Genomic DNA, 25,556 nt, shown 5'->3' with positions numbered 1-25,556 from the left:
TGGCCTTACAGGGTGCGCTGGAACAGTTCGCGGCCGATCAGCATGCGGCGGATCTCCGAGGTGCCGGCGCCGATTTCATACAGCTTGGCGTCGCGCCACAAACGGCCGGTCGGGTATTCGTTGATGTAGCCGTTGCCACCGAGGATCTGGATCGCCTGGCCGGTCAGCCAGGTGGCCTTCTCGGCGGCGTACAGGATCGCACCGGCGGCATCCTGGCGGGTGGTGCGGCCCTGGTCGCAGGCGCGCGCCACGGCGTAGACATAGGCGCGGCAGGCACCCAGGCCCACGTACATGTCGGCGATCTTGGCCTGGATCAGCTGGAAGCTGCCGATCGGTTCGCCGAACTGGTGGCGTTCGTGCACGTACGGCATCACCACGTCCATCGCCGCCGCCATCAGGCCCAGCGGGCCACCGGACAGCACCACGCGCTCGTAGTCCAGGCCGGACATCAGCACGCGCACGCCACCGCCGACCTGGCCCAGCACGTTCTCTTCGGGAATCTCGCAGTCCTGGAACACCAGCTCGCAGGTGGGCGAAGAGCGCATGCCCAGCTTGTCCAGCTTCTGCGCGGTGGAGAAGCCCTTCATGCCCTTCTCGACCAGGAACGCGGTGATGCCCTTGGCACCTGCGTCCATGTCGGTCTTGGCGTAGACCACCAGCACGTCGGCGTCCGGCCCGTTGGTGATCCACATCTTGTTGCCGTTGAGCACGTAGCGGTCGCCACGCTTGTCGGCGCGCAGCTTCATCGACACCACGTCCGAACCGGCGCCCGGTTCGCTCATCGCCAGCGCGCCGACCAGGCTGCCGTTGCACAGGCCGGGCAGGAAGCGCTGCTTCTGTTCTTCGTTGCCGTTCTTGCGCAGCTGGTTCACGCACAGGTTGGAGTGCGCGCCGTAGGACAGGCCGATGCCGCCGGAGGCACGCGAGATTTCTTCCATTGCCACCACGTGGGCCAGGTAGCCCATGCCGGTGCCGCCGTATTCTTCTTCCACGGTGAGGCCGAGCAGGCCCTGCTCGCCCAGCTTCGGCCACAGGGACAGTGGGAACTGGTTGCTGGCATCGGCCTCGGCGGCCAGCGGCGCGACCTCGGCGGCGGCAAAATGGGCCACGCTCTGGCGCAGCAGGTCGATGTCTTCGCCAAGATCGAAGTTCAGGGATGGCACGTGCATTGTGGTGGCTCCACGGCGGGATGGCAGGAAATGGACGCACCCGGCGGGGGAGCGGGCGGCGGTGTACAGGACCGCCACCCACACGGGCGATGGCCCCAGCGTAGCGGGGTTCGGATAAGAAGTGAATACGAATTCAAAAATTGAAACTAGAATCAGAACATGGCCTATAAACGCTCTGCATTGATGGAAGAACGCCTGGCGGGCGCCCGTGAACGGATCCTGCTGGCCACCCGCGAGCTGGTCGCCACCGGCGGCTGGCGCAACGCCCCGGTGACCGCGGTGGCGACCCAGGCGGGGGTGTCCACCGGCCTGATCTATCGCCACTTCCCGTCCAAGGCCGAACTGTTCGTGGAGGTGCTCAACGCCGCCGTGGCCCACGAGGTCGCGATCATGGAGCGCATCGCCAGTGGCCCGGAGGCGGCCAGCGAGCGCCTGCGGCTGGCGATCACCGCCTTCGTCCGCCGCGCCCTGGCCGGGCCGGGGCTGGCGCACGCCTTCATCGTCGAACCGGTCGACCCGGACGTGGAAGCCGAGCGCATGCGCGGTCGCCGCGCATTCGGCGATGTGTTCCTACGGCTGGTGGAAGAGGGCGTGGCGGCCGGTGAGCTGCCGGTGCAGGACGCACATGTGGCCGCTGCCTGCCTGGTCGGTGCCTTCACCGAGGCGATGGTCGGCCCGACCGCGCCGAGCCGCGAAGCGCACCGCGACGAAGACGCGCTGGTGGATGCGATCTGCAGCTTCTGCCTGCGCGCGATCGGCGCCCCGGTAGTCCGGTAGAGCCGGCCGCTGGCCGGCTTCTGTTGCTGGGGTCAGATCCCTTTGCATCGCAAAAGGGCGCTGACCCCATTCCCCGCAATGTTGCGCCGCACCAGCAGTGACGCCTGTTGTCGCACGCAAAGCGCGTTCTATACTCGGTCCATCACGCAGTCGCTCAGCCGTGGTCCAACGACTATCAGCCAGGGGTAACGAAGAGTGCGGAATTACGATCTGGAGTTCCTGAAACGCTTCTCCATGGTGATCGCGCTGCTGGCGACCATCACCCTCGGCCTCATCCTCCTTGCCGCCTACATCCACACCCGGATTCCGCCCGAGGTGTCGCCGACCGCGGCCAAGCGCACCGAACAGCGCATCTCGCCCACCGGCGCGGTCTATGCCGGCAGCACCGGCGCCGCCGCGCAGGCCGCCGCCAAGGCCGCTGCGCTGGCCAAGGCCGCCTCGCAGGTGGCCTACGGCGGCACCAAGGATGGCAAGGTGATCTTCGACAACCTGTGCACCGCCTGTCACACCACCGGCGTGGGCATGGCACCGACGCTGGACCATTCGCACTGGGACAAGCGCATCGCACAGGGCAAGGACACCCTCTACAAGCACGCCATCGAGGGCTATACCGGCCCCGACGGCGGCATCATGCCGCCCAAGGGTGGCAACCCGGCACTGACCGAGGAGCAGATCCACGCCACCGTGGACTGGATGCTGGGCAACCTGAAATAGCCGGTGGTGCCGGCCAGCGGGCGGCACTACCCCGGCTTTGCCCACCAAGGCCTAATCGCCCACATGACCCCGCTGCGCAGGCGGGGTTTCGCATTTCAGGGTTAGTCTGTGCGCCCTCTTCCAAGGAATCGCCCGTCGATGCGCCGCCGCTCCCTCGCCCTTGCCCTGTCCCTGCTGCTGCCGGCCGGCGCCTTCGCCCAAGCCCAGCCGCAGGCCGCACCGGTCGCGTCGCCCTCCGCCGCACGCAGCAGCGCCACCGTGGTGCTGACCGCCGCGCCGGCTGACTGGCGCGCGCTGGATGGACAGCGCGTGCGCATCGCCGCGCCGCTCACCCTGGCCGGTACCGATGGCCTGGAGCGCTTCGGCCAGCTCACCGTGGCCTTCGATGGCCGCCTCTGGCAGCCGACCGAAGTGGCCGCGCCGGGCACCGCCGGCTACGAGCAGGTGATGGCCGACAACCAGCGCCGCCGCCTGGTGCTGGACGATGGCAGCGATGCCCGCGACCCGGCCAGCGTGGCCTACCTGCCGGGCAACCCGGTGCTGCGCACCGGCATGCAGCTGCGCAACGTGGAGGGCATCGTGCGCGTGGATCCGCAGGGCCGTCCGCGCCTGCAGGTCGAAGGCGCGCTGAAGCTGCCGGAGCTGAAGCGTCCGGCGGTGCCGACGGTGCCGGGCAGCCTGCACGTGGCGGCCTTCAACCTGGAGAACTTCTTCAACGGTGATGGCCAGGGCGGTGGCTTCCCGACCCTGCGCGGCGCGCGCACGCTGGACGAGCACAAGGCGCAGGTGGCCAAGCTGGTCACCACGGTCAACGCGCTGGGCGCCGATGTCGCCGCGCTGATGGAGCTGGAGAACGACGGCTACGGCCCGCAGTCGGCCATCGCCGAACTGGTCGATGCGCTCAACCGCGATCGCGGCGCGCAGGGTGACTGGCGCTTCGTCGACGCGGGCACCGGCCCCGGCGACAATCCCATCCGGGTCGGCATCATCTACCGCAGCACGCGCCTGCAGCCGGTCGGCCAGCCGGCCACGCTGACCGGCGGCCCGTTCGTCGAGCACAGCCGCGTACCGCTGGCGCAGGCCTTCCAGGGCAAGCACGGCGCGCCGTTCGTGGTGGTCGCCAACCACTTCAAGTCGAAAGGCTGCCGCGACGCGAGCGGTGCCGATGCCGACCGCAACGACAACCAGGGCTGCTGGAACGCTACCCGGGTGACTTCGGCGCAGCAGCTGCACGCCTGGCTGCAGACCGATCCGACCGGTACCGGTGCCCAGGACGCGGTGCTGCTGGGTGATTTCAACGCCTACGCGATGGAAGACCCGATCCGCACGCTGCATGACCTGGGCTGGCAGGACGCGTTCAAGGTCGCCAAGGTCGAGCATCCCTACAGCTACGTCTACAACGGCTACACCGGCCGCCTCGACCACGCGCTGCTGAACCCGGGCATGGCCCAGCGCCTGCGCGGTGCTGCCGAATGGCACAGCAACGCCGACGAGCAGGACGCCAGCGGCTACCAGGGCCGCAACGTGCAGGGCCCGTGGCGCAGCTCCGACCACGACCCGCTGCTGCTGGGCTTCGATAAATAACGTCCAGCGCCGGGGTCTGAAACGTAGGGGTCAGAGCCCATTCCGTAGGAATGGGATCCGACCCCGGGTACCGTTTACCCCCAGGCGATCAACCCGATCGCCAGCACTGCCAGCGCCAGCCCGGCGCGGTTCCACCGGTTGGTGGCCTCGCCGAAGGCAAACACGCCCACCAGCGCGCCCAGCACCACCACGCCGATGTTCATGCCGGCGAACACGGTGGCCGGGCTCTCCGGCATCGCCTGGTGCGCATGTACATAGAAAAGAATGTTGCCGCCGTTGAGCAGGCCCAGCAGCGCGCCGGCCCCGAGGTTGCGCCAGGCCAGTCGGCTGCGGCCACTGGTGTGCCGCCACAGCTGCAGCACCAGCATCAGCACGAAGGCCACGCTGAAGCTGGCCAGCACCGCTGCCATCGAGGGCGTGCCGGAGAGCGCCACCTGCTTGAGCAGCACATCCACCACTGCGAACCCGGCCCATACGCCCAGCAGCCAACCCCAGCCACCGGGTGAGGACGCCACCGCCGGTCCGCGCGGGCGCAGGCTGATCGCCACCATTGCCAGCAGGCCCAGGCCGAGACCGGCCAGCTTCCACGGCGTCGCGGTCTGGCCGAAGAACAGGAACGCAGCAGCCAATGACAGCAGCAGCGAGAGCCGCTGCGCCACGTCGCTGCGGACGATGCCGGCCACCGCCACCGCGCGGCCCAGCACCAGGAAGATCGACGGCAGCACCACCGCCAGCGCCAGCAGTGACAGCCATGGCGCGTGTGGTGCGCGCAGCGCATCCAGCGGCGGCTGCAGCACCACGGCGGTGAGCATTGCCGCCACCAGATAGTTCCAGGTGACCATCTGCGCAACATCCAGCGGGCGGCGCGCGGCCACCTTCAACAACACCGAGACCAGCACGCTGCAGATCACGGCCAGGGACAGGTAAAGCATGGGGCGGGCACAGGGCAGGGGCGGGGGACGGTATCATGGTGCCATGCACAAGCCCTCGTTCCCCGTCGCCCCCGGCGAAACTGCCTGCCTTGAACTGGACGGCCCGGCCGGTCCGCTGGAAGTGGTTGTCGACCTGCCCAAGGCCGATGTGCCGGCGCAACCGATCGTGGCCATCGTCTGCCATCCGCTGTCCACCGAGGGCGGCACCCTGCACAACAAGGTGGTCACCATGACCGCTACCACCCTACGCGAGCTGGGCATCACCACGGTGCGCTTCAACTTCCGCAGCGTCGGCGGTTCGGCCGGTGAGTTCGACCACGGCGTGGGCGAGCAGGATGACCTGAAGGCCGTCGCCGCCTGGGTGCGCGGCCAGCGCCCCGATGACCGCCTGTGGCTGGCCGGCTTCAGCTTCGGCTCGTTCGTTTCGCTGAAGGCCGCTGCCGCGCTGCAGCCGGAAGCGCTGATCTCGATCGCGCCGCCGGCCGGCCGCTGGGATTTCGATGGCATCGCGCCGCCGCCCCGCTGGCTGGTGATCCAGGGCGAGCAGGACGAGATCGTCGACCCGCAGGCCGTCTATCAGTGGCTGGACACGCTGGACGTCCCGCATGAGCTGGTGCGCATGCCCGAGACCAGCCACTTCTTCCACCGCAAGCTGATCGACCTGCGCGGCGCGCTGACCCACGGCGTCAAGCACTGGCTGGGCGCGGCGGCATGAGTGCAACCGAGTTGACCCCGTCGCAGCGGTACGCGGAAGGGGTTGCCCGTGGTGACTGGCAGAACGACCCGGCCCAGCACGCCGCGCTGGCCGAGCTGGACCGCATCCACCTGGGCCTGGTCGACAGCGCCGAAGACGGCTGGCTGGACCGCCTGTCCTCGTTCTGGAAGAAGCCCGAGCCGGTCAAGGGCCTGTACTTCTGGGGCGGCGTCGGCCGTGGCAAGACCTTCCTGGTCGACCTGTTCTACGACGGCCTGCCGATCAAGCAGAAGTACCGCACCCATTTCCACCGTTTCATGCGCAGCGTCCACGAGCGCCTGCGCGAGCACCAGGGGCAGAGCGACCCGCTGGCGAAGATCGCCCAGGAATGGCGCAGCAACCTGCGCGTGCTGGTGCTGGACGAATTCTTCGTCACCGACATCGGCGATGCGATGCTGCTGGCACGGCTGCTGGAGCGCCTGTTTGCCGAAGGCGTGACTCTGGTCACCACCTCCAACACGGCGGTGGAGAACCTGTACCTCAACGGCCTGCAGCGCGAGAGCTTCCTACCGGCCATCGGCCTGCTGCAGCGCTTCTGCGTCGAGCTGTACGCCGAGGGCACCGAGGATTACCGCATGCGCGCGCTGACCCGCTCGCCGGTGTACCGCGCGCCGCTGGCCGCTGACAGCGATGACTGGCTGGCCACGCGCTGGAACGAACTGAGTGGCGGCCAGCCGGCCAAGCCCGGCAACATCGAGATCGAGGGCCGCAAGATCCCGGTGCGCGGCCGTGGCAAGAGCATCGCCTGGTTCGATTTCGCTGCGCTGTGCGAAGGCCCGCGCGGCCCTTCGGACTACATCGAGATCGCGCACGAGTTCAACACGGTGCTGTTGGGCGGCATCCCCGCCTTCGATCGCCTGAACGAAGATGCCGCGCGCCGCTTCGTCAACCTGATCGATGAACTGTACGACCGCCACGTCAACCTGGTCTGCACCGCCAGTACCTCGCCGATCGAGCTGTATACCGGCACCCGCCTGCAGGGTGCGTTCGAGCGCACCGCCTCGCGCCTGATCGAAATGCAGAGCGCCGAATACCTGGGTACCCCGCACCGGGCGTGAGCGACTCTGTGGGGGTGCATTGCCGGCCAGCGGCCGGCATCGGTCGCGCAGTGATCGGGGGGGGCGCGACGGCGTTTCCCTGTGGCCGCTCCTCCGGCCCGGCCGACACATGCAGCCTCGAGTCGCTGCCCGGCTGCTGATCCCTGCATCCACCGGATTCCCACCGGCTGCCCACTACCTATCCACAGGGTTGTCCCTAGCCAGTTTCATCACTGTCATGTGAAGCTGTCATTGTTCCGTTTCTGTGGCGCGTTGTGCCACCGCAATGACGCTTTCGGGCTTGACTGCGCAGCCCGTTCCGGCAGGTCTGAAGCGTCTGATCCAGGCGCTGATGGCACGATCCTTGCGGCGCAAGGGATTGCCGAATTTCACTACATTTGGCGTTGACGGACCCCATTACCCCCACTATCTTGTGGCTGTCGGTCGCAGCAACCCCAATTGCAGGGGGTTGCCCGGGGTACCCATCCGCGATCGTCAACGGCAGTGGCAGGCGCAGGGTCTCACCCCCTGCGACGCCGTCCTGCCATCCTGGGCTGTCATGTCCCGGGCTGCGTCACCCGATGCATCGAGCACCCCCAATCACGCCAAGAGGACACACGCCGTGAGCACCGAATCCAGCGCCACCATCGAGAAGGAAAGCGAATTCCTGTTGACGTCGCCGCCGACGGCCAACGCGATGAGTGTGACCAAGCGCAATGGGACCACCGAACTGGTGGACCTGAACAAGATCGTGCGTGCGGTGCAGCGTTCCTCCGAAGGCCTGCACGCCGTCGATCCGATGCGCGTGGCCACCCGTACCATTTCCGGCCTGTACAACGGCGCCACCACCCGCGAGCTGGATGAACTGTCCATCCGCACCGCCGCCCTGCTGATCGGTGAAGAGCCCGAATATGGCCGCCTTGCTGCGCGCCTGCTGGCCAACTACATCGCCAAGGAAGTCTCGGGCCAGGAAATCTACGCCTTCTCGCAGTCGGTCAGCCGTGGCCATGAAGTCGGCCTGATCAACGACCGCCTGCTGAACTTCGTGCAGACCAATGCACGCAAGCTCAACGATGCGATCGACATGTCGCTGGACCTGAACTTCGATTACTTCGGCCTGCGTACCCTGTACGACCGTTACCTGCTGCGCCATCCGCACACCCGCAAGGTGATCGAGACCCCGCAGCAGTTCTTCCTGCGCATCGCCAGCGCGCTGAGCGAGGACGTGCCGGAAGCCCTGGCGCTGTACAAGCGCATGGGCAATCTGGACTACCTGCCGTCCAGCCCGACCCTGTTCAATTCCGGCACCACCCACGAGCAGCTGTCCTCGTGCTTCCTGCTGGACTCGCCGCAGGACTCGCTGGAGTCGATCTATTCCAAGTACGGCGACATCGCCCAGCTGTCGAAGTTCTCCGGCGGCATCGGCGTCAGCTACACCCGCGTGCGTTCGCGTGGTTCGCTGATCAAGTCGACCAACGGCCACTCCAACGGCATCGTGCCGTGGCTGAAGACCATGGATTCGTCGGTCGCCGCGGTGAACCAGGGTGGCAAGCGCAAGGGCGCGGCCTGCGTCTACCTGGAAACCTGGCACGCCGACGTCGAGGACTTCCTCGAGCTGCGTGACAACACCGGTGACGAAGCCCGCCGTGCGCACAACCTGAACCTGGCCAACTGGGTGCCGGACCTGTTCATGAAGCGCGTCGAGGCCGACCAGGAATGGTCGCTGTTCGATCCGCGCGTCGTGCCGGAGTTCACCGACCTGTTCGGTGAAGCCTTCGAGCAGGCCTACCTGCAGGCCGAAGCCCAGGGCAAGGCCAACCGCACCATCTCCGCGCGCAAGCTGTACGCCCGCATGATGCGCACGCTGGCCGAGACCGGCAACGGCTGGATGACCTTCAAGGACAAGTGCAACCGCGCCAGCAACCAGACCCTGCGTCCGGGCAACGTGATCCACCTGTCCAACCTGTGCACGGAAATCCTGGAAGTCACCTCCAACGATGAAACCGCGGTGTGCAACCTGGGTTCGATCAACCTGGGCAATCACTTCGACGAGCACAACGAGTTCGACTTCGAGAAGCTGGCCGAGACCGTGCGCCTGGCCGTGCGCCAGCTCGACCGCGTCATCGACCTGAACTTCTACCCGATCGAAACCGCCCGCCGCGCCAACCTGCGCTGGCGTCCGGTCGGCCTGGGCTGCATGGGCCTGCAGGACGTGTTCTTCCGCAAGCGCCTGCCGTTCGACAGCGCCGAAGCCCGTGCCCTGTCGAAGAAGATTGCCGAGGCGATCTACTTCCACGCGCTGGAAACCTCCTGCGAGCTGGCCCAGGAACGTGGCAAGCACCCGTCGTTCAACGACACCCGTGCCGCCGGTGGCGAACTGCAGTTCGACGCCTGGAACGTGGTGCCGGAAGACACCGCACGCTGGGATGCCCTGCGCGCCCGCATCAAGGAACACGGCCTGCGCAACTCGCTGATGATCGCGATCGCGCCGACCGCGACCATCGCCTCGATCGCCGGCTGCTACGAGTGCGTCGAGCCGCAGGTGTCCAACCTGTTCAAGCGCGAGACCCTGTCCGGTGATTTCCTGCAGGTCAACCGCTACCTGGTGAACGAGCTGAAGAAGCTGGGCCTGTGGACGCCGGAAATGCGCGATGCCATCAAGCTGGCCGAAGGCTCCATCGCGGGCGTGGCACAGATTCCGGAAACGCTGCGCGAGGTCTACCGCACCGCGTGGGAACTGCCGATGCGTTCGCTGATCGACATGGCCGCCGAGCGTGGTGCCTTCATCGACCAGTCGGCCTCGCTCAACCTGTTCATGGAAAGCCCGAACATCGGCGCGATGTCTTCCATGTACATGTACGCCTGGAAGCAGGGCATCAAGACCACCTACTACCTGCGTTCGCGTCCGGCCACCAAGATCGCCAAGACCACGGTGAGCAGCGCGGCCCCGGCCAAGGTGTTCAGCCCGGACGAAGCCATCGCCTGCTCGCTGGAAAACCCGGAAGCCTGCGAGGCCTGCCAGTAACACACCGCGCGGTGGGTGCCGACCATTGGTCGGCACTCGAACACCTCGCACCTGTAGAGCCGAGCCATGCTCGGCTGCGGAAAAACACCCACGGTAGCGCCGGGCCATGCCCGGCGGCTCACCCAGGAATTCAAGGAAACACCCATGGCCGACAAGCCCAAGCAGATGCTGCTCGATCCCGGTTTTGAACTGACCCTGCGCCCGATGCGCTACCCGCAGTTCTATGACATGTACCGGAATGCGATCAAGAACACCTGGACGGTGGAAGAGATCAACTTCCAGATCGACATCACCGACCTGCACAGCAAGATGTCGCCGGGTGAGCGCCACCTGATCCACCGCCTGGTCGCGTTCTTCGCCACCGGCGACTCGATCGTGTCCAACAACCTGGTGCTGAACCTGTACCAGCACTTGAACGCGCCCGAAGCGCGCATGTACCTGTCGCGCCAGCTGTATGAAGAAGCGCTGCACGTGCAGTTCTACCTGACCCTGCTCGACAACTACCTGCCGGATCCGGAAGAGCGCGTCAAAGCCTTCGCCGCGGTTGAAAACATCGACTCGATCAAGAAGAAGGCCGACTTCTGCTTCAAGTGGATCGACTCGATCCAGGACCTGACCCGCATCGAGACCCGCGAACAGCGCCGCCAGTTCCTGCTCAACCAGATCTGCTTCGCCGCCTGCATCGAAGGCCTGTTCTTCTTTGCCGCCTTCGCCTACGTGTACTACTTCCGTTCGCGCGGCCTGCTGCCGGGCCTGGCCTCGGGCACCAACTGGGTGTTCCGCGACGAGAGTGCGCACATGGAGTTCGCGTTCGAGTCGGTGCGCGTGGTGCGTGAGGAAGAGCCGGACCTGTTCGATGACGAGATGAAGCAGCAGGTCTACGACATGCTGGCCGAAGCCATCGAGTGCGAAGTGCAGTTCGCCGAGGACGTGCTGTCCGGTGGCGTTGCCGGCATCTCGACCCGCGACATGCGCCAGTACCTGCAGCACTGCGCCGACCAGCACTTCGCCAAGCTGGGCATGGAAAAGAAGTACAACGTGCGCAACCCGCTGCCGTTCATGGAACTGCAGGACGTGCAGGAACTGACCAACTTCTTTGAACGCCGCGTCTCGGCCTACCAGGTCGGCGTGCAGGGCGAAGTCGCCTTCGACATGAACTTCTGATCGAACCGGTCAGCTCTGTCGCAACGAAAAACCCCGGCCAGTGCCGGGGTTTTTTGTTTCTGTAGCCGAGCCATGCTCGACGGTTTCTGGACTCTACAATCAGCGCCGCCCTTCCACCGCCATGCGCACCGCCAGCCCCGCCAGCACCGTGCCCATCAGCCAGCGTTGCACCATCTGCCAGATCGGGCGCGCGGCCAGGAAGCCGGCGATGCTGCCGGCCATCACTGCGATCACCGCGTTGACGCTCACGCTGACGGCAATCTGGGTGACGCCGAGTACCAGCGACTGCATCAGCACGCTGCCATGGCCTTCCGGGTGCAGGAACTGTGGCAACAGGGACAGGTACATCACCGCGATCTTCGGGTTCAGCAGGTTGGTCAGAAAGCCCATCGCGAACAGTTTGCGTGGGCCATCCGGGGGCAGGTCGCGTACCGCGAACGGCGAGCGGCCACCGGGCTTGAGCGCCTGCCAGGCCAGGTACAGCAGGTACAGCGCGCCGCCGATGCGCAGCGCGTCGTAGGCGAACGGCACGGTCATCAGCAGGGCAGTGATGCCCAGTGCCGCGCACAGCATGTAGAACACGAAGCCCAGCGCCACCCCGCCCAGCGAGATCAGGCCGGCACGGCGGCCCTGGCAGATCGAGCGCGAGACCAGGTAGATCATGTTCGGCCCGGGCGTGAGCACCATGCCCAGCGAGATGAGAGCAAAGGCCAGCAGGTCGGAGGTCGCGGGCATGGGCGGTCCTGGCAAGGGGCGTGGCGCAGTGTAGCGCCGCCTGCACAGGGCCTGGCTTAAAATCGCGGCACCCCACACCGAAGCCCCCCATGACCCCGATCCCCGAGACCGTGCCGCCCATCGAAGTGCGCATGGCCGAAATCGTCTTCCCCAACCACACCAACCACCTCGGCACCCTGTTCGGTGGCCAGGCGCTGGCATGGATGGACAAGGCCGCATTCCTGGCCGCCGCCCGTTACTCGCGCCGCACCGTGGTGACCGCGCGCAGCGACCAGGTCGACTTCAAGCTGCCGATCCGCATCGGCCAGATGGTGGAAACCATCGGCCGCATCGTCGAAGTCGGCCGCAGCTCGATGAAGGTGGAGGTGGAACTGGTCGCCGAAGACCTGCACAGCGGCGAGCGCAAGCTGTGCACCCGCGGCCACTTCGTGATGATCGCGCTGGACGAGGAAGGCCACCCGATCGCGGTGCCGCCGCTGCCGGCAACCTGATCCGCCGGCTGAACCTGCGCTTGCGGGGGCGCGGCCGCGCCCCCATCTGGCAGCCATGACCCCGCCACTGACCGACTTCATCGACCGCGCCCAGCGCCTGTTCGTACTGACCGGCGCTGGTTGCAGCACCGCTTCGGGCATTCCCGATTACCGGGATACCGACGGCCAGTGGAAACGCACGCCGCCGGTGACCTACCAGGCCTTCATGGGCGAGGCGGCCACCCGCCAGCGCTACTGGGCGCGCAGCCTGCTGGGCTGGCCGCGCTTCGGCCTGGCCCGGCCCAACGGCACCCATCAGGCCCTGGCTGCGCTGGAAAGCCGCGGCACGCTGCAGGTGCTGCTGACCCAGAACGTGGACGGCCTGCACCAGCGCGCCGGCAGCCACAACGTGATCGACCTGCATGGCCGCCTGGATCTGGTGCGCTGCATGGGCTGCGAGCGCCGCAGTGGCCGCGAGGACTTCCAGCAGCGCCTGCTGGACGCCAACCCCGGCTGGGACGCGCTGGAGGCAGGCATCGCGCCCGATGGTGATGCCGATCTGGAGACCGATTTCTCCACGTTCGTGGTACCCGAGTGCCCGCACTGCGGCGGCGTGTTGAAGCCGGATGTGGTGTTTTTCGGCGAGAACGTGCCGCGCGAGCGCGTGGCCGCCGTGCACGAGCACCTGCAGCAGGCCGACGCCGTGCTGGTGGTGGGCTCGTCGCTGATGGTCTATTCCGGCTTCCGCTTCGTGCAGGCCGCGGCCAGGGCAGGGTTGCCGGTGGCGGCACTGAACCGTGGCCGCACCCGTGCCGATGACCTGCTGTTGTTCAAGGACGAGCGGGACTGCGCCGAAGCGCTGGCCACGTGGGCTTCGCCCTGAGCCGAACCCACGCCCGGCTGCCGCAGGCCGCGCGAAACAGCGATCCATCCAGACGGTTGATCCGGGAGCCGCGCAGCGGTGCAATACGCACCCCCTACGTCGTTCATCACCGTCTTGAGCCAGCTGTTTTCGCCGATCTCGTTCGGCCCCCTGACCCTGTCCAACCGCATCGTCATCGCGCCGATGTGCCAGTACTCCGCCGAAGACGGCCGCGCCAGCGACTGGCACGCCATGCACCTGGGCAACCTGGCGCAGTCCGGTGCCGGCCTGTTGATCCTGGAGGCCACCGCGGTCGAGCCGCGCGGCCGCATCAGCTGGGCCGACCTGGGCCTGTGGGATGACGGCACCGAGGCGGCGCTGGCGCAGGTGCTGGCCAGCGTCCGCCGCTGGTCGCCGATGCCGCTGGGTATCCAGCTGGGCCATGCCGGCCGCAAGGCCTCGGTGAACCGTCCGTGGGACGGTGGTGGCCAGCTGCCAGCCGATGATGCGCATGGCTGGGCCACCGTGGCACCGTCCCCACTGCCGTTCCATGCCGCCGATCCGGCACCGCAGGAACTGGACGAAGCCGGCATCGCCGAAGTCATCGCCGCCTTCGCCGCCAGTGCGGTGCGCGCCGAGCGCCTGGGCTTCGAGCTGATCGAGCTGCATGCTGCGCACGGTTACCTGCTGCACCAGTTCCTGTCGCCGCTGAGCAACCGCCGCACGGATGGCTACGGTGGCTCGCTGCCGAACCGTCTGCGCCTGCTGGTGGAGGTGTTCGATGCGGTGCGTGCGGCGGTGTCCGACAAGGTCGCCGTGGGCGTGCGCATTTCCGCCAGCGACTGGGTCGACGGGGGCTGGGACCTGGTGCAGAGCGAAGCGCTGGCGCAGGTGATGGACGCGCGCGGCTGCAACTTCCTGCATGTCTCCAGCGGTGGCCTGGACGAGCGCCAGAAGATCACCGTCGGCCCGGGTTACCAGGTGCCGTTCGCGGCAGCGATCAAGGCCAAGGTGCGCATGCCGGTGATCGCCGTGGGCATGATCACCGAACCGGAGCAGGCCGAGTCGATCCTGCGCCACCGCCACGCCGATGCCGTGGCGCTGGCGCGCGGCATCCTCTACGACCCGCGCTGGCCGTGGCACGCCGCCGCCGCGCTGCGCGACAGCGTGGAACCGGCGCCGCAGTACCTGCGCTGCGAACCGCGCGATGCGCGCGGGGTGTTCAAGGCGCGCTGACGCAGCATGCGAGCGCAATACCAAGCCCCAGACCGTCGATGATCTGCACGACGTCGAGTTGCGGCATAGCCTGGCGCAACGGACTAGGAATGGTTGCGAATACCACTTTATGTGAATGACACCTCATTGCGCTGGGTGCGGACGTTGCAACGTTGAGCTGCACACACGTGTGTGCAGCCAATGGAGAAACGCAATGAAACCCATGATGCGGGTGGTTCTGCTCTCGGCTGTCTCTCTATCCATATCATTGCCTGCCGTCGCAGGTGACAACGTGGCGAGTGTCTCCGGGGCGGAGAATGTCTCGCTCATGCACGCCCCTGTGAACTCGCGGGGGCGGCTTGATCTTCACCTGATCGAGCTCTCTCCCGAATCCCCACTGATGTTGCTTTCACCCCTTGCGCGCAAGCAGTTTGTCGATTCGCTGGTGTTTGGCGACCGGGGACTGGCCAGCTTCAGCTACGAGCCCATCGTCTCTGAACTGAGTGCAGGTGAAGCCTATCGACTCCTGTCACTCTTCGGGGCACAGCGCGCAATTGTGTACATCCCAGGATTGCGGAAGGTGTCGGAAGCGGATCATTGGGTTGCACCGGCGGCCAATCCTAACCCGGTATTTGACGATTACCCGGGCTACGCCTGTTCGGGGCGTGCGACCTGCTCAGAGTCCATGCACAGCATCTGCATGTCGAGCTGCTGACCGGATGATGGCGTGCAGGATGCTTCTCTGGTGCCTGTTGCTGCCCACGAGTGCGTGGGCAGCACCTGCAATAGACACCCAGCTGCGGGATCTCGATCAAGCGCTGCTGGCTTCAGGTGCATCGGACCGGGTCGCGAGGCTGGCGAGCGCATACGCTTCATGGGAGTCTTCGGCGTCGCCAGGTGACGGCTGCACTACGCTGAGCAATCTGGACCTTGAGGCTGCGTTTCGGGCCAGCGTCCACGTCTCAAGGTACGTCGGGGACGAGGAGTGGCTTGGCAGGGTCCGATGCATTCATGCAGAACTGGTGCGGAGAGGTACTGCCAGAGAGACAACGCACAGGAAAATGCACGCGGTCCTCGTGCAGGTTCGACATTTTGCCGAGGCCAATGAGCTGCGTGAGATGGCGTCGTTGCGTGTAAATGAGCTTCCCGAGATAGAGCGGAACGTGCCTGACCAGCAGGGAGTTCTCCACCCTCTTGCGAGTGGGAAGCTGGAATGGCGGCGATGGGAGTACAGGGAGGGACTGGAAGTGATCGCCTATGTCAGTCCGGCATGCGCTCCCTCCCGACGCGCGATGCGCGTGATCATGAACGAACCAGAATGGACATGGATTCGATCCAGCGTGCGCTTTGTCGTGCGTCGATCTCCTGCATGGCCGCAGCCGGGTGTCAGTGAGTGGAACAAAAGCAATCCCTCTCATCCCCTGCTGCTCCAAGCGGGGCCCGCGGGCTGGGAAGCGTTGGATGTCCATGAAACTCCGGTATTCCATGTTTTCAGGAATGGGCTGCTCCTGCGCACCCTGGCGGGATGGGCAGACGCCAGTGCTCACCTGATGAGCCTGAAGGAGAGTTTCTGACCGCGAAGGCTCTCCGCTCTTCCCTTCACACCCGCCAGGCCGGCGCCATGCCGGCCTGCAAGTGCTCGAACAGCGCGCGGATCTTGGCGGTGAAATCGCGGCGGTCGCTGACGCAGAAATAGACCTCCATCGGCTCCGGGCGCCATGCCGTGTCGTCGCCGAACACCGCCCGCAGGCGACCATCGCGCAGGTAGGGCTCGGCCACGAACGCAGCCAGCCGGGTGATGCCGGCACCGGTCGCGGCCAGCGTTGCCAGTGCATCGATGTCATCGCAGACCATGCTCGGCGGCAGTGCGGCGTCTACGCGCTGGCCATCTTTCAGCAGGCCCCAGCGCAGCGGCCGGCCATCGGTGGGGAAGCGGTGCAGCAGCCCGCGATGCCTGCCCAGTTCAGAGGGTTCCTGCGGCGTGCCATGGGCCTTCAGGTAGGCCGGCGAGGCGCAGAACACGAACGGCACGCGCGCCAGCTGCCGTGCAACCACACCGTCCTCCAGCTGCGCACCGATGCGGATGCTGGCATCCACCGCCTCTGGACCATGCTGCACGGCCCGGTCGGTCAGGCGCAGCTCCAGCTGCAGTTGCGGGTAGCGCTGCTGCAGCGACGGCAGCAACGGAGCAAGCACATGGCGGCCGAACGCGCTGCTGCTGGCGATGCGCAGCGGCCCGGCCGGTTCGATGTCGCCGGAGGTGACCAACGCCTGCGCGCGTGCGAGGTCGGCTTCGATATGGCGCACCTGCGCCAGGTACAGCGCGCCGGCTTCGCTGAGCGCCAGCTGGCGCGTGCTGCGGTTCAGCAGCCGTACCCCCAGATGCGCCTCCAGCCGGTTGATGTTCTGGCCGACGGCGGTGGCGCTGATGCCAAGGATGCGGGCCGCGGCGGCAATGCTGCCGGTCTCTGCGGTGCGGGTGAAGCTGCGGATCAATTGCAACAGGTTCATGACCGACCAGCTTGCCATGGGTATAGCCAAGTATCGCTTGGGACTGAACCAAGCAGGTCGGTTGCATCGGTGACCATCGATCCATCAGGCAGGGCGCTGCCCTACACTCGGGCGATGCGCCCCGATTCCATTCTTACCTTGTCCTGCCCCGACCGCACCGGCATCGTCTACCGCGTGTCCGGCCTGCTGTTCGACCACGGCTGCAACATCCTCGATGCCCAGCAGTTCGGCGACGAGGAGAGTGGCCGCTTCTTCCTGCGCGTGCATTTCGACCGTGACGCCGGCCTGCCGCTGGAGACCGTGCATGCCGCGATGGCCACGCTGGCCGAAGGCTTCGGCATGGACTGGCAGCTGCATGATGGCCGCCGCCGCGCGCGGCTGCTGGTGCTGGTCAGCAAGCAGGGGCACTGCCTCAACGACCTGCTGTTCCGTGCCCACAGCGGGCAGCTGAAGGTCGACATCGCGGCGGTGGCGTCCAACCACGCCGACTTCGCGCCATTGGCCGCGTCCTACCAGGTGCCGTTCCACCACCTGCCGGTGACCGCCGATACGCGTGCGGTGCAGGAACAACAGATCATCGACCTGGTCGAGCGCGAGCGCATCGACCTGGTGGTGCTGGCGCGCTACATGCAGATCCTGTCACCCACGCTGTGCCGCGCGCTGGCCGGCCGTGCCATCAACATCCACCACAGCTTCCTGCCCAGCTTCAAGGGTGCACAGCCGTACCACCAGGCGCACGCGCGCGGCGTCAAGATCATCGGCGCCACCGCGCACTACGTCACCGAGGATCTGGACGAAGGCCCGATCATCGAACAGGACGTGGCCCGGGTGGACCATGCGATGGCGCCGCGCGAGCTGGTGCGGCTGGGCAGCGATACCGAATCGCTGGTGCTGGCGCGCGCGGTGCGCCGGCATGTGGAGCACCGCATCCTGCTCAACGGGCACCGAACGGTGGTGTTCCGCTAGGGTCGGGCTGCATCTACCATCGCATGCCCGATCACTGCCCTCCCTTCCTTTCTGTTCGCAGGCCTGGGGCAGGTGGAGCGAACACCGTCGAGATGCTCCAGAAGGCCATGGGGTATCGGAGACCACATCGGATCCAGGACGAAGTCCACACCTTCGCGTCGCGCGAGCTTGGCTGCGGGGATGAAGTCGGCATCACCGGCGACCAGAACAATCTGACGGACTTGTCGTTTGAGGGAAAGTGAGGAGATGTCCAGGCCGATGCGCATATCCACGCCCTTCTGTCTGACCTCCGGGTGCAGATCCTCGGGCAGGAGCGTGGAGAATGAGCGCTTGCCTTTCAGAAGTGCATCGAGCGTTCGGGAATCGGTTCTCCACGAACTGGAATCCGCGAGGTGACCAAGGCGCAGTGCCACTTTACGTTTCTGTTTCAGGGCTTCGTGCAAATCGATTCTGAAGAGCGCCTCGGGTGAGCGCGCATAGTTGATGCAGGCGCCCGAGATCGGGTTGTGCATTCGTTTCTGCAGGGGCGGACAGTCGTAGAAGAAGATCCGGTAGAGATCCCGTCGCTCACACCCCGACGAAGTCAGGTGCGCGAGTGCCCATCGATGCGCTACTTCTGCGGCCCGTTCAGCGTTGCTGGCGTTGTGAGGTTCAATCCGGCGGAACCGCTTAACGAAGTAACCGCCATCGATCAGGATCGCTGTTGGCATGCCTTTGCCCTTCCGATTCCACCCAGTAAAAAGCCCCCGGTTCGGCCGTCCCGCGATCTGTAGGGGGGCGTACTTGGAGGGCTGGATCGAGTTCATTGTGTTGCCGCAGGCTGCGGCCGGCAAGCGGCAGAGGCGACATTCTCAGCATTGGTATCCCGCACCCGGCGACGTAGCGTCCACTGAGCGGCGGTGGTGGCTCAGATGATCGCGATCCCCGCCTTGCCCAGCGCCTCGCGCACCATTGCGTCGTTGGCGTCGGTCACCGGCCTGGTCAGCTCCCACAGGAACTTCACCCGGAAGCCGGACTTCACCGCGTCCTGTGCGCTCCACAGCACGCAGTAGTCGCGGGCCAGGCCGCACACGTGCACTTCGCGGATGCGGCGCTCGTGCAGCCAGCCTGCCAGACCGGTAGCTGGGCGCTCGCCATCGGGGCCATGGTTCTCGCGGAAGGCGCTGTACGAATCCACCTGTTGGCGCGTGCCCTTGCGCAGGATCAGATCGGCCACGGTCCAGTCCAAACCCGGGTGCAGGGCGGCACCGGCGCTGCCCTGTACGCAGTGGTCGGGCCACAGGGTCTGCGGCTGCGCGTGCAGCAGGATGGTCTCGAACGGGCGCCGGCCGGGGTACTGGCTGGCAAACGAGGCATGGTCGGCCGGGTGCCAGTCCTGGGTCGCCACCACGGTGCGGTAGCGGCGCTGCGCCAGCAGATCGGCAATCGGTGCCACCAGCGCATCGCCCTGGTCGCAGGCCAGCGCGCCACCGGGCATGAAGTCCGGCTGCAGGTCGATCACCAGCAGGGCGACGTCGGCGGGCAGGGCGGTCATGGCAGTTCCGGCACAACAGAAGGGGCGACCAGCGTGGCCGCCCCATGCCTGGACGTCAATCGCCCTGCGGCGTTTCAGCATCCTGCCCGTAGTACAGCAGGCCGATCCTGATCCGTTCGCGGCCGTTCTCGCGGCGGTGGCGGTTGGCGTCGCGCAGCGAGTACACGCAGCCGCAGTACTCCTGCTGGTAGAACTGCTCGCGCTTGCTGATCTCGATCATGCGGCTGGCACCACCGCCCTTGCGCCAGTTGTAGTCCCAGTACTGCAGGCCTTCATAGCGCGACGCGGCGCGGATGCCGCAGTCGTTGATCTGCGCCATGTTCTTCCAGCGCGAGATGCCCAGTGACGAGCTGATGGTGTCGTAGCCATGCTCATGCGCGTACAGCGCGGTGCGCTCGAAGCGCATGTCGAAGCACATCGTGCAGCGGATGCCGCGCTCGGGCTCGTTCTCCATGCCGCGCGCGCGGCTGAACCAGTTGTCGGTGTCGTAGTCGCAGTCGATGAACGGGATGCCGTGCTGCTCGGCGAAGCGGATGTTCTCCTGCTTGCGCAGCTCGTACTCCTTCACCGGGTGGATGTTGGGGTTGTAGAAGAAGATCGCGTAGTCGATCCCGGAAGCGGTGATCGCCTCCATCACTTCGCCGGAACAGGGCGCGCAGCACGAATGCAGCAGCAGGCGCTTGCCGTCGGCGGGCAGGGTCAGGGTGGGGCGTTGGGGCTGGGTCATCGTCAGGTACCGCATGGGCCGCCGGCAACGGCGGTGGCCCACGCATCAGTGCATGGGTGAACGGGTCTGGCCGGATACCGTGAACAGGACGCGCGCGGCCACACCGCCTGCACGCGCAGGACGACGACGGCCCCGGCAACCTCCCCGCGGAGATTCCAGGTCGAGTCAGGGGACGGTCGTGTCCCCCGGCCGGGGCCGGTATTCGGGCTGATGGACACGGGCCGCAGCCCACCTACTACCCGCCGCTTCCCAGGCATGCGCCCAGTGCTGTTGGCAGGATTCGTTTCCATTTACCGCTGCGGGGCAGCTCCGGAATGGGCGCGCCAGGCGCCTTCACCAGATTCCCGTTTAAATCCTTCCCCGCGCCGGAGCGATGGGAGGGATACCTTCGGCGTGTGCAAAGTGGACCTGTTGGCCGCGCGGGTCAAGGGGCACCGGGGTCGGATCCCATTGCGCTGCAACGGGATCCGACCCCAGCGGAAGGAAGGGGTCGGATCCCGCTGCCACGCAGCGGGCTCTGACCCCGGTCGGGATGCACCTTCAACGCCCCGCCGCCGCCCGGGCCCGGATGTCCTCCATCCGCTGGTCGTGCAGCAGGTGGCCGTTCTCCCACACGGTCACCATCGCGTCCTCGAAGCCGGTCGGCAGCGTTTCGTCACCGCTGGGGGGCAATGCCACCGTGTGCAGGCTGCCGTCATCCAGGCGCCGCAGCAGGCGCATGCGGCCGCGCTTGCTGGTCTTGCCGGCGTCGGTGATCGGGTCCTTGTAGACATCGATCCACTCGCCGTCCACCCGTGCGGCCGAACACTTCAGCGCGAACTTCTGGGTATCGCGGTCCAGCCGCTGCAGCAGCGCACCGCCCATGCCGAAGGCCACGTTGTCGGCGGCGTAGCTGTTGTCGGTGATGCGCTGCAGGATCGCCCGGATGGTGTCCGGATTGATGCCATCGCCCTGGATCACCCGCACGTGGTTGAGCACGCGATAGCCCTTGCCGTTGAGGCTGTGGCCGAAGGCTTCATCCAGCCGGCGCAGGCTTTCGGCCACCACCTCCACCGGGTCGCCCGAGTCGGGGCGGATGACCAGGGTGGCGCCCGAGGCCACCACCTCATCACGCAGCGTCGTGCCCCAGTGCTCGCTGATCGCGCGGTAGATGTCATAGCTGTCCGACACCACCGCCACGATCGCACCGGGCTTGCCGAACTGGCGCAGCATGTTGCGGTAGGCGTCCACCTCGCGCTCGCGGCCCCAGCTGGTGATGGTGCTGTGCTCGGCGGCGGGGATCGAATAACCGGCCATTGGCGCGTGATAGTGCGCGCGCGCCAGGCACAGGGCCGATACGGTATCGGTGCCGAGGAAGTTGACCAGATGTGCGGCACCGCCCAGCGCCGCCGATTCCAGGCTCGATACACCGCGGGCGCCGAAGTCGTGCAGCTTGAACGGCAGCTGCCCCTGCGGGTCGTCGCTGGTCTGCTGCAGGAAGCCGGCGATGGTCTGTCGCGCATGCCAGCTGATGGTGGCCACGGTGACCGGGTACCACACGCGCAGCAGCAGGGTTTCCAGGTACGAGGGCACCCAGAACGCGGCCGGATCGGTCGACTCGATGGTCATCAGCGCTTGGTGCGTGGGCACCACGCTGCCCTCGGGCACGGCGCGGATGCGCACCGGCAGGTGGCCGCCCAGGCGGTCGACGATGTCGCGCCAGCCGGCCTCGTTGAACGGTTCGCCATGGGCGGCGAATACCGCAGCGGCGTCGTCGATGTCGGCGTGGGTGACCGGCCGCGCCAGGGCGTCCTTGAGGATCGCCTGCAGGCCGAAGAACACCGTGCGATCGTGCAGGCCGCCACGTGATTCCACGTAGAAGAACGTGGCATCGGTACCCGGCGGGTACTGCAGCCAATGGCTGGCCTTGTAGCTGTCGGTGTTGAGGAGAAGATTATCGAGGTAGTGCATGACGGAAGCTCCTTCGCGTCGAATGGCACCGGCGGTCTATCCGCCAGTGGGGAGGCCGGGCAGGTCAGCCGCGGCCGAGGAAATACTCCAGGATGTGCAGGTGGTCTTCGAACAGCTGCGGGCCCATGTCCAACGCTTCACTCACCGGTATCCAGCGCGCCTTGTCGGCGTCGTCGCCGCCGCGAACCGGCGGCAGTTCGCCGGCCGGGAATTCGAAGTGGAAACCGTGGGTAATGGTGCGGCCGCGCTGGCTGCGGTCGGGGTGGTCGAACACCTGCTGGCCCTTCAGCGAACCCTTCAACACCGGCAGCGGAATCTTCAGCCGGGTTTCCTCGCGCAGTTCGCGCAGGCAGCTGTCGAGCAGGCTCTGCTCCTGGCCGACGAAGCCGCCGGGCAGCGCCCACAGCCCCTTGCCGGGTTCCGAGCGGCGCCGCACCAGCAGCACGTGGCCCGAATGCACCACCACCGCATCGGTGGTGACGAAGGTGGGCGCATACGGCGCATCCTTCCAGGCGGCCTTGTACTGTTCGATGAAGCGGTACTCGGCCACCAGCTGGCCATAGGCGGGCGCGCTCTTGCGGAACGCTTCGAGCATGTCGTACACCGGCGCCGGCACGTTGCCACGCAGCATCAGCAGCGCGCCGTGGAAGTCGACGTCGCCGGCTTCGAACAGGTAGCGCCGCAGCTCGGTGGCCGACAGGGTGGCGGTGTGCTGCACGTCCACCAGCGGCCACTGTGGGAATTCGCGCAGGTAGTAGCTGGAGGCGTCCTTGTCCATGCCGATCAGGCCAACCTTCGCATCGGCGGCGGCACCGTCGTTACGCAGCGCTTCGGCCACCTGTCGCTGCACGCTCGCGATCCACTGCGCTTCGTTGTACAGGTGGTCGCGCAGCGGGCGGATCAGCAGGCGGTCGGTGTGGCCATCGAGGGCGGCCTGGATCATCACGGCGCGTTCGGCCACGGTCCAGGGATTGCGCAGGCTGCGGGGGGTATCGGCAGAACCGACCAGGAAGATCAGCTTGCGGGCCCGGCTCAGGGCCAGGCGGGCAACGGCGGCGTGGCCGTTGTGGAAGGGCTCGAATCGCCCGATGAAGACGAGATAGTCGAATTCCATGAGAATCCCTCATGTCGTTGTGGCAGCCGCGGGTCTGTCCCTTGGCTTGCTGCAGATGCTACGCCGATGGTGGGGCGGGTCAAGCCTGCAGGCATGCCTTCGGCTGAACCGAAGATTCCTGCCGGGACTGCGCTGCTGTTCTCAGGCCCTGAGAAGCCTCTGCGCCATACTGGCATCCACGCGGCGGACGGCATGCTCGGGGGCAAGACAGTGGCGGACAAGTACTGCGATCTGGTCATGAAAGGCGGTATCACCAGCGGCATCGTGTACCCCAATGCGGTACTGGCGCTGGCGCGCGAGTATCGCTTCAAGAGCATCGGCGGCACCTCGGCGGGCGCCATTGCTGCGGCGGTGGCGGCCGCGGCTGCATGCGGTGATCGCCGCCAGCAGGCCGGCGAGCACCTGCCCGGCGATGCCGGCTACGGCGGGCTGTCGGCGGTGTCGGCGCAGCTGTCGCGGCGCGGCTTCATCTACAGCCTGTTCCAACCGGCGCGGGGCGCACGCGCCGCTTATCGGCTGCTGGTGGTGTTGACCGGCAACGCCGGCCTGCCGCGCAAACTGCTGTGCCTTGCCATTGCCGTGTTCCAGATCGCACCGCTGGAAGTGCTGGTGTCATTGGCGCTGCTGCTTGGCCTGGGCTGGTGGGGTGGTGGCTGGAGCGGTGTGGCGGCTACCTTGCTGCCGTCGCTGCTGTGCGCCTACGGTGCCGGCGTGGCCGGGGCTGCGCTGCGGGTAGCGCGGGTGGCGCGGCGCAACCTGCTGGGCCTGTGCAGCGGCCTCGGCCGCGATGCACGCACGCCAGCATTGACCGAGTGGCTGCACGAGTGCCTGCAGCAGTTGTCCGGCAAGCCGCTGGATGCGCCGCTGACCTTCGCCGACCTGCACGATGCGCCGCGCTATGCAGGAGAGCCGGACGGCCCGCACGCGATCAGCCTGCAGATGATCACCACCTGCGTGTCGCACAACGAGCCGCGCACGCTGCCGCTCGGTGGTGCGCAGTTCTGGTTCCTGCGCGAGGAGTTCGAGCAGCTGTTCCCCGCCAGCGTGGTGCAGTGGCTGGTGACGCAGGCCGGCCCGCCGCTGGAGGTCGAAGGGCGGCGGTACTACCACCTGCCACAGGGGCCGAAGCTGCCGGTGCTGGTGGCCACGCGCATGAGCCTGAGCTTCCCGCTGCTGATCAGCGCGGTGCCGCTGCATGAGCCCTCACGCCGCGAGCGCCGTTGTGAACCGACCGCGCCTGCGGCCGACCAGGAGCACAACGTCGCCGACAGCATGGAAGGGCTGACTAGTGCCGGCCAGGCCTGCGGCCCGGTGATCACCGCGTTCCGCATCTGCTGGTTCTCTGATGGTGGCATCAGCAGCAACTTCCCGATCCACTTGTTCGACGCTGCCCTGCCGCGCTGGCCAACCTTCGCCATCAATCTGGTCTACCCGCAGCATGCCGAAGACGTGAGCCACGGCAGCAGTGGCCGCCAGGCGCTGGAACATGCCGTGTTCCTGCCCACCGAGAACCGCCACGGCTGGCAGCGCACCTACCAATCGATCGCCACGCCGCTGGCCGCTGCCGAACTGGGTCGTTTCCTGTTCGCGGTGGTGGCGACCATGCAGAACTGGCGCGACCTGCTGCAGGCGCGCGCGCCGGGCTACCGCGACCGTATCGTGCACGTCAGCCTGCAGGGCGACGAAGGCGGCATGAACCTGGACATGCCGCAGGAGGTGCTGACCCGCATCGCCGACAAGGGCAGCCTGGCCGGTGCGCGCTTCTGTTCGTTCTCGTTCGAGAACCACTACTGGATCCGCTGGCGCAACCTGGCTTCGGCCTACCAGCGCTACACGCTGGAAGTGGCGCGAACCGACGACCCGGCACAGCAGGTGCTGGCTTATCGCGCGGCGTACGCGATGGTCGCCCGCGGTGAACCGGCACCACCGTCGTACAAGCTGGGCTCGGAAGACAAGCGGCTGGCCTCGCAGCAGCTGTGGGGGTTGATGGTTGAACAGGGACGTACCTGGGATGACCTCGGCCCCGACCTGACCGACGGTGCACCGCGTCCGCTGCCGCAGATGAAGGTGACGCCGATCTACTGAGCCGGTCCTCAGTAGATCCACGCCATGCGTGGATCTACCGTATCGACCAAGGTCGACACCCACCAGGTCAATACGTCGTTCCGACAGATGGCATGAACGTTTCGAAGGCGGGGGGGTGTCAGGTTGCGGGGTGTCCGCGGCATGGATGCCGCGGCCAAGCCCCCAGGGATGGGTTCACGGCGTCCCCGCAATCTGGCACTGCCCCGCCATCCGACAGCACACCAGCTTTTG

General features: G+C 66.7%; 23 protein-coding genes and 1 riboswitch. Of the genes, 14 read left to right on the top strand and 9 right to left on the bottom strand.

Translation table 11 applies throughout. The annotated features are described in order from the left end of the window. Window positions 1–5: 5 nt before the first annotated feature. On the bottom strand, window positions 6–1,169 hold the full coding sequence (locus B9Y82_RS19380) for an isovaleryl-CoA dehydrogenase (RefSeq protein WP_100474960.1): 1,164 nt from the start codon (window positions 1,167–1,169) through the stop codon (window positions 6–8). Window positions 1,170–1,328: 159 nt separating this feature from the next. On the opposite strand from B9Y82_RS19380, the gene B9Y82_RS19375 reads away from it, so the two are divergent. The 3 genes from B9Y82_RS19375 to B9Y82_RS19365 all read left to right on the top strand — a co-directional run bounded on the left by B9Y82_RS19375 (window position 1,329) and on the right by B9Y82_RS19365 (window position 4,244). Then, window positions 1,329–1,946: a TetR/AcrR family transcriptional regulator gene (locus tag B9Y82_RS19375; protein ID WP_100474959.1), complete on the top strand. Its 618-nt coding sequence runs from the start codon at window positions 1,329–1,331 to the stop codon at window positions 1,944–1,946. A gap of 195 nt (window positions 1,947–2,141) precedes the next feature. Next, window positions 2,142–2,660 (top strand): c-type cytochrome, encoded by a 519-nt coding sequence (locus B9Y82_RS19370; RefSeq protein WP_005407662.1) that lies wholly within the window; start codon window positions 2,142–2,144, stop codon window positions 2,658–2,660. A 138-nt stretch (window positions 2,661–2,798) separates the two neighbouring features. Next, complete coding sequence (locus tag B9Y82_RS19365; RefSeq protein WP_100474958.1) at window positions 2,799–4,244, top strand: ExeM/NucH family extracellular endonuclease; 1,446 nt, start codon at window positions 2,799–2,801, stop codon at window positions 4,242–4,244. Window positions 4,245–4,318: 74 nt separating this feature from the next. Here B9Y82_RS19365 and B9Y82_RS19360 read toward each other — a convergent pair whose 3' ends face one another. Then, window positions 4,319–5,176 carry a hypothetical protein gene (locus B9Y82_RS19360; RefSeq protein ID WP_100474957.1) on the bottom strand — a complete coding sequence of 286 codons (858 nt, stop codon included), beginning with the start codon at window positions 5,174–5,176 and terminating at the stop codon, window positions 4,319–4,321. Window positions 5,177–5,219: 43 nt separating this feature from the next. On the opposite strand from B9Y82_RS19360, the gene B9Y82_RS19355 reads away from it, so the two are divergent. The 4 genes from B9Y82_RS19355 (at window position 5,220) to B9Y82_RS19340 (ending at window position 11,156) form a co-directional block, all read left to right on the top strand. Then, complete coding sequence (locus B9Y82_RS19355; RefSeq protein ID WP_100474956.1) at window positions 5,220–5,891, top strand: alpha/beta hydrolase; 672 nt, start codon at window positions 5,220–5,222, stop codon at window positions 5,889–5,891. After that, window positions 5,888–6,988, top strand: coding sequence for a cell division protein ZapE (zapE, locus tag B9Y82_RS19350; protein WP_008267934.1), 1,101 nt, complete (start codon window positions 5,888–5,890; stop codon window positions 6,986–6,988). Before B9Y82_RS19355 ends, zapE begins: the two co-directional genes overlap by 4 nt. A 601-nt stretch (window positions 6,989–7,589) precedes the next feature. Then, entirely contained in the window at window positions 7,590–9,992 is a 2,403-nt protein-coding gene (locus B9Y82_RS19345) for a ribonucleoside-diphosphate reductase subunit alpha (RefSeq protein ID WP_100474955.1), read from the top strand. A gap of 144 nt (window positions 9,993–10,136) precedes the next feature. Beyond that, window positions 10,137–11,156 carry a ribonucleotide-diphosphate reductase subunit beta gene (locus tag B9Y82_RS19340; protein ID WP_100474954.1) on the top strand — a complete coding sequence of 340 codons (1,020 nt, stop codon included), beginning with the start codon at window positions 10,137–10,139 and terminating at the stop codon, window positions 11,154–11,156. 99 nt (window positions 11,157–11,255) lie between these two features. On the opposite strand, the gene B9Y82_RS19335 is transcribed toward B9Y82_RS19340, so the two are convergent. After that, a complete protein-coding gene (locus B9Y82_RS19335; protein ID WP_100474953.1) occupies window positions 11,256–11,891 on the bottom strand; it encodes a LysE family translocator in 636 nt (211 codons plus the stop codon). An 89-nt stretch (window positions 11,892–11,980) separates the two neighbouring features. On the opposite strand from B9Y82_RS19335, the gene B9Y82_RS19330 reads away from it, so the two are divergent. The 5 genes from B9Y82_RS19330 (at window position 11,981) to B9Y82_RS20705 (ending at window position 16,012) form a co-directional block, all read left to right on the top strand. Further along, entirely contained in the window at window positions 11,981–12,382 is a 402-nt protein-coding gene (locus tag B9Y82_RS19330) for an acyl-CoA thioesterase (RefSeq protein ID WP_100474952.1), read from the top strand. Between the two features lie 55 nt (window positions 12,383–12,437). Further along, on the top strand, window positions 12,438–13,244 hold the full coding sequence (locus B9Y82_RS19325; protein ID WP_100474951.1) for an NAD-dependent protein deacetylase: 807 nt from the start codon (window positions 12,438–12,440) through the stop codon (window positions 13,242–13,244). 114 nt (window positions 13,245–13,358) lie between these two features. Further along, complete coding sequence (locus B9Y82_RS19320; protein WP_100474950.1) at window positions 13,359–14,459, top strand: NADH:flavin oxidoreductase/NADH oxidase; 1,101 nt, start codon at window positions 13,359–13,361, stop codon at window positions 14,457–14,459. A gap of 193 nt (window positions 14,460–14,652) precedes the next feature. Beyond that, on the top strand, window positions 14,653–15,153 hold the full coding sequence (locus tag B9Y82_RS19315; RefSeq protein ID WP_100474949.1) for a hypothetical protein: 501 nt from the start codon (window positions 14,653–14,655) through the stop codon (window positions 15,151–15,153). Window positions 15,154–15,499: 346 nt separating this feature from the next. Continuing rightward, window positions 15,500–16,012: a hypothetical protein gene (locus B9Y82_RS20705; RefSeq protein WP_157804683.1), complete on the top strand. Its 513-nt coding sequence runs from the start codon at window positions 15,500–15,502 to the stop codon at window positions 16,010–16,012. A gap of 25 nt (window positions 16,013–16,037) precedes the next feature. Here B9Y82_RS20705 and B9Y82_RS19310 read toward each other — a convergent pair whose 3' ends face one another. Next, entirely contained in the window at window positions 16,038–16,949 is a 912-nt protein-coding gene (locus tag B9Y82_RS19310; protein WP_100474948.1) for a LysR family transcriptional regulator, read from the bottom strand. Window positions 16,950–17,063: 114 nt separating this feature from the next. On the opposite strand from B9Y82_RS19310, the gene purU reads away from it, so the two are divergent. Further along, window positions 17,064–17,915, top strand: coding sequence for a formyltetrahydrofolate deformylase (gene purU, locus B9Y82_RS19305; protein ID WP_005411937.1), 852 nt, complete (start codon window positions 17,064–17,066; stop codon window positions 17,913–17,915). Here the strand turns inward: purU and B9Y82_RS19300 are convergent. The 5 genes from B9Y82_RS19300 to B9Y82_RS19280 all read right to left on the bottom strand — a co-directional run bounded on the left by B9Y82_RS19300 (window position 17,912) and on the right by B9Y82_RS19280 (window position 23,240). After that, the gene (locus tag B9Y82_RS19300; RefSeq protein WP_238381645.1) at window positions 17,912–18,721 is read right to left on the bottom strand and encodes an NYN domain-containing protein; all 810 of its coding nucleotides are present in this window, start codon (window positions 18,719–18,721) and stop codon (window positions 17,912–17,914) included. The two genes, purU and B9Y82_RS19300, sit on opposite strands and share 4 nt — an antisense overlap. 101 nt (window positions 18,722–18,822) lie before the next feature. Continuing rightward, window positions 18,823–19,449 carry a bifunctional nicotinamidase/pyrazinamidase gene (pncA, locus tag B9Y82_RS19295; protein WP_100474946.1) on the bottom strand — a complete coding sequence of 209 codons (627 nt, stop codon included), beginning with the start codon at window positions 19,447–19,449 and terminating at the stop codon, window positions 18,823–18,825. Window positions 19,450–19,504: 55 nt separating this feature from the next. Continuing rightward, window positions 19,505–20,191, bottom strand: a complete 687-nt coding sequence (locus tag B9Y82_RS19290) for an epoxyqueuosine reductase QueH (protein WP_428993178.1) — start codon at window positions 20,189–20,191, stop codon at window positions 19,505–19,507. A gap of 161 nt (window positions 20,192–20,352) precedes the next feature. Beyond that, a riboswitch (cobalamin riboswitch) is annotated at window positions 20,353–20,582 on the bottom strand. Between the two features lie 134 nt (window positions 20,583–20,716). Next, a complete protein-coding gene (locus tag B9Y82_RS19285; RefSeq protein ID WP_100474945.1) occupies window positions 20,717–22,126 on the bottom strand; it encodes a nicotinate phosphoribosyltransferase in 1,410 nt (469 codons plus the stop codon). Between the two features lie 64 nt (window positions 22,127–22,190). After that, entirely contained in the window at window positions 22,191–23,240 is a 1,050-nt protein-coding gene (locus B9Y82_RS19280; RefSeq protein ID WP_428993177.1) for a bifunctional nicotinamide-nucleotide adenylyltransferase/Nudix hydroxylase, read from the bottom strand. Window positions 23,241–23,432: 192 nt separating this feature from the next. Here B9Y82_RS19280 and B9Y82_RS19275 point away from each other — a divergent pair, with 192 nt between their 5' ends. After that, a complete protein-coding gene (locus B9Y82_RS19275) occupies window positions 23,433–25,325 on the top strand; it encodes a patatin-like phospholipase family protein (protein ID WP_100474943.1) in 1,893 nt (630 codons plus the stop codon). Window positions 25,326–25,556: the final 231 nt, after the last annotated feature.

Source organism: Stenotrophomonas maltophilia (assembly GCF_002799155.1).
Lineage (GTDB): Bacteria > Pseudomonadota > Gammaproteobacteria > Xanthomonadales > Xanthomonadaceae > Stenotrophomonas > Stenotrophomonas maltophilia_R.
The sequence above is the reverse complement of the archived record's forward strand: the minus strand, read 5'-3'. Positions and strand labels throughout refer to the sequence as shown.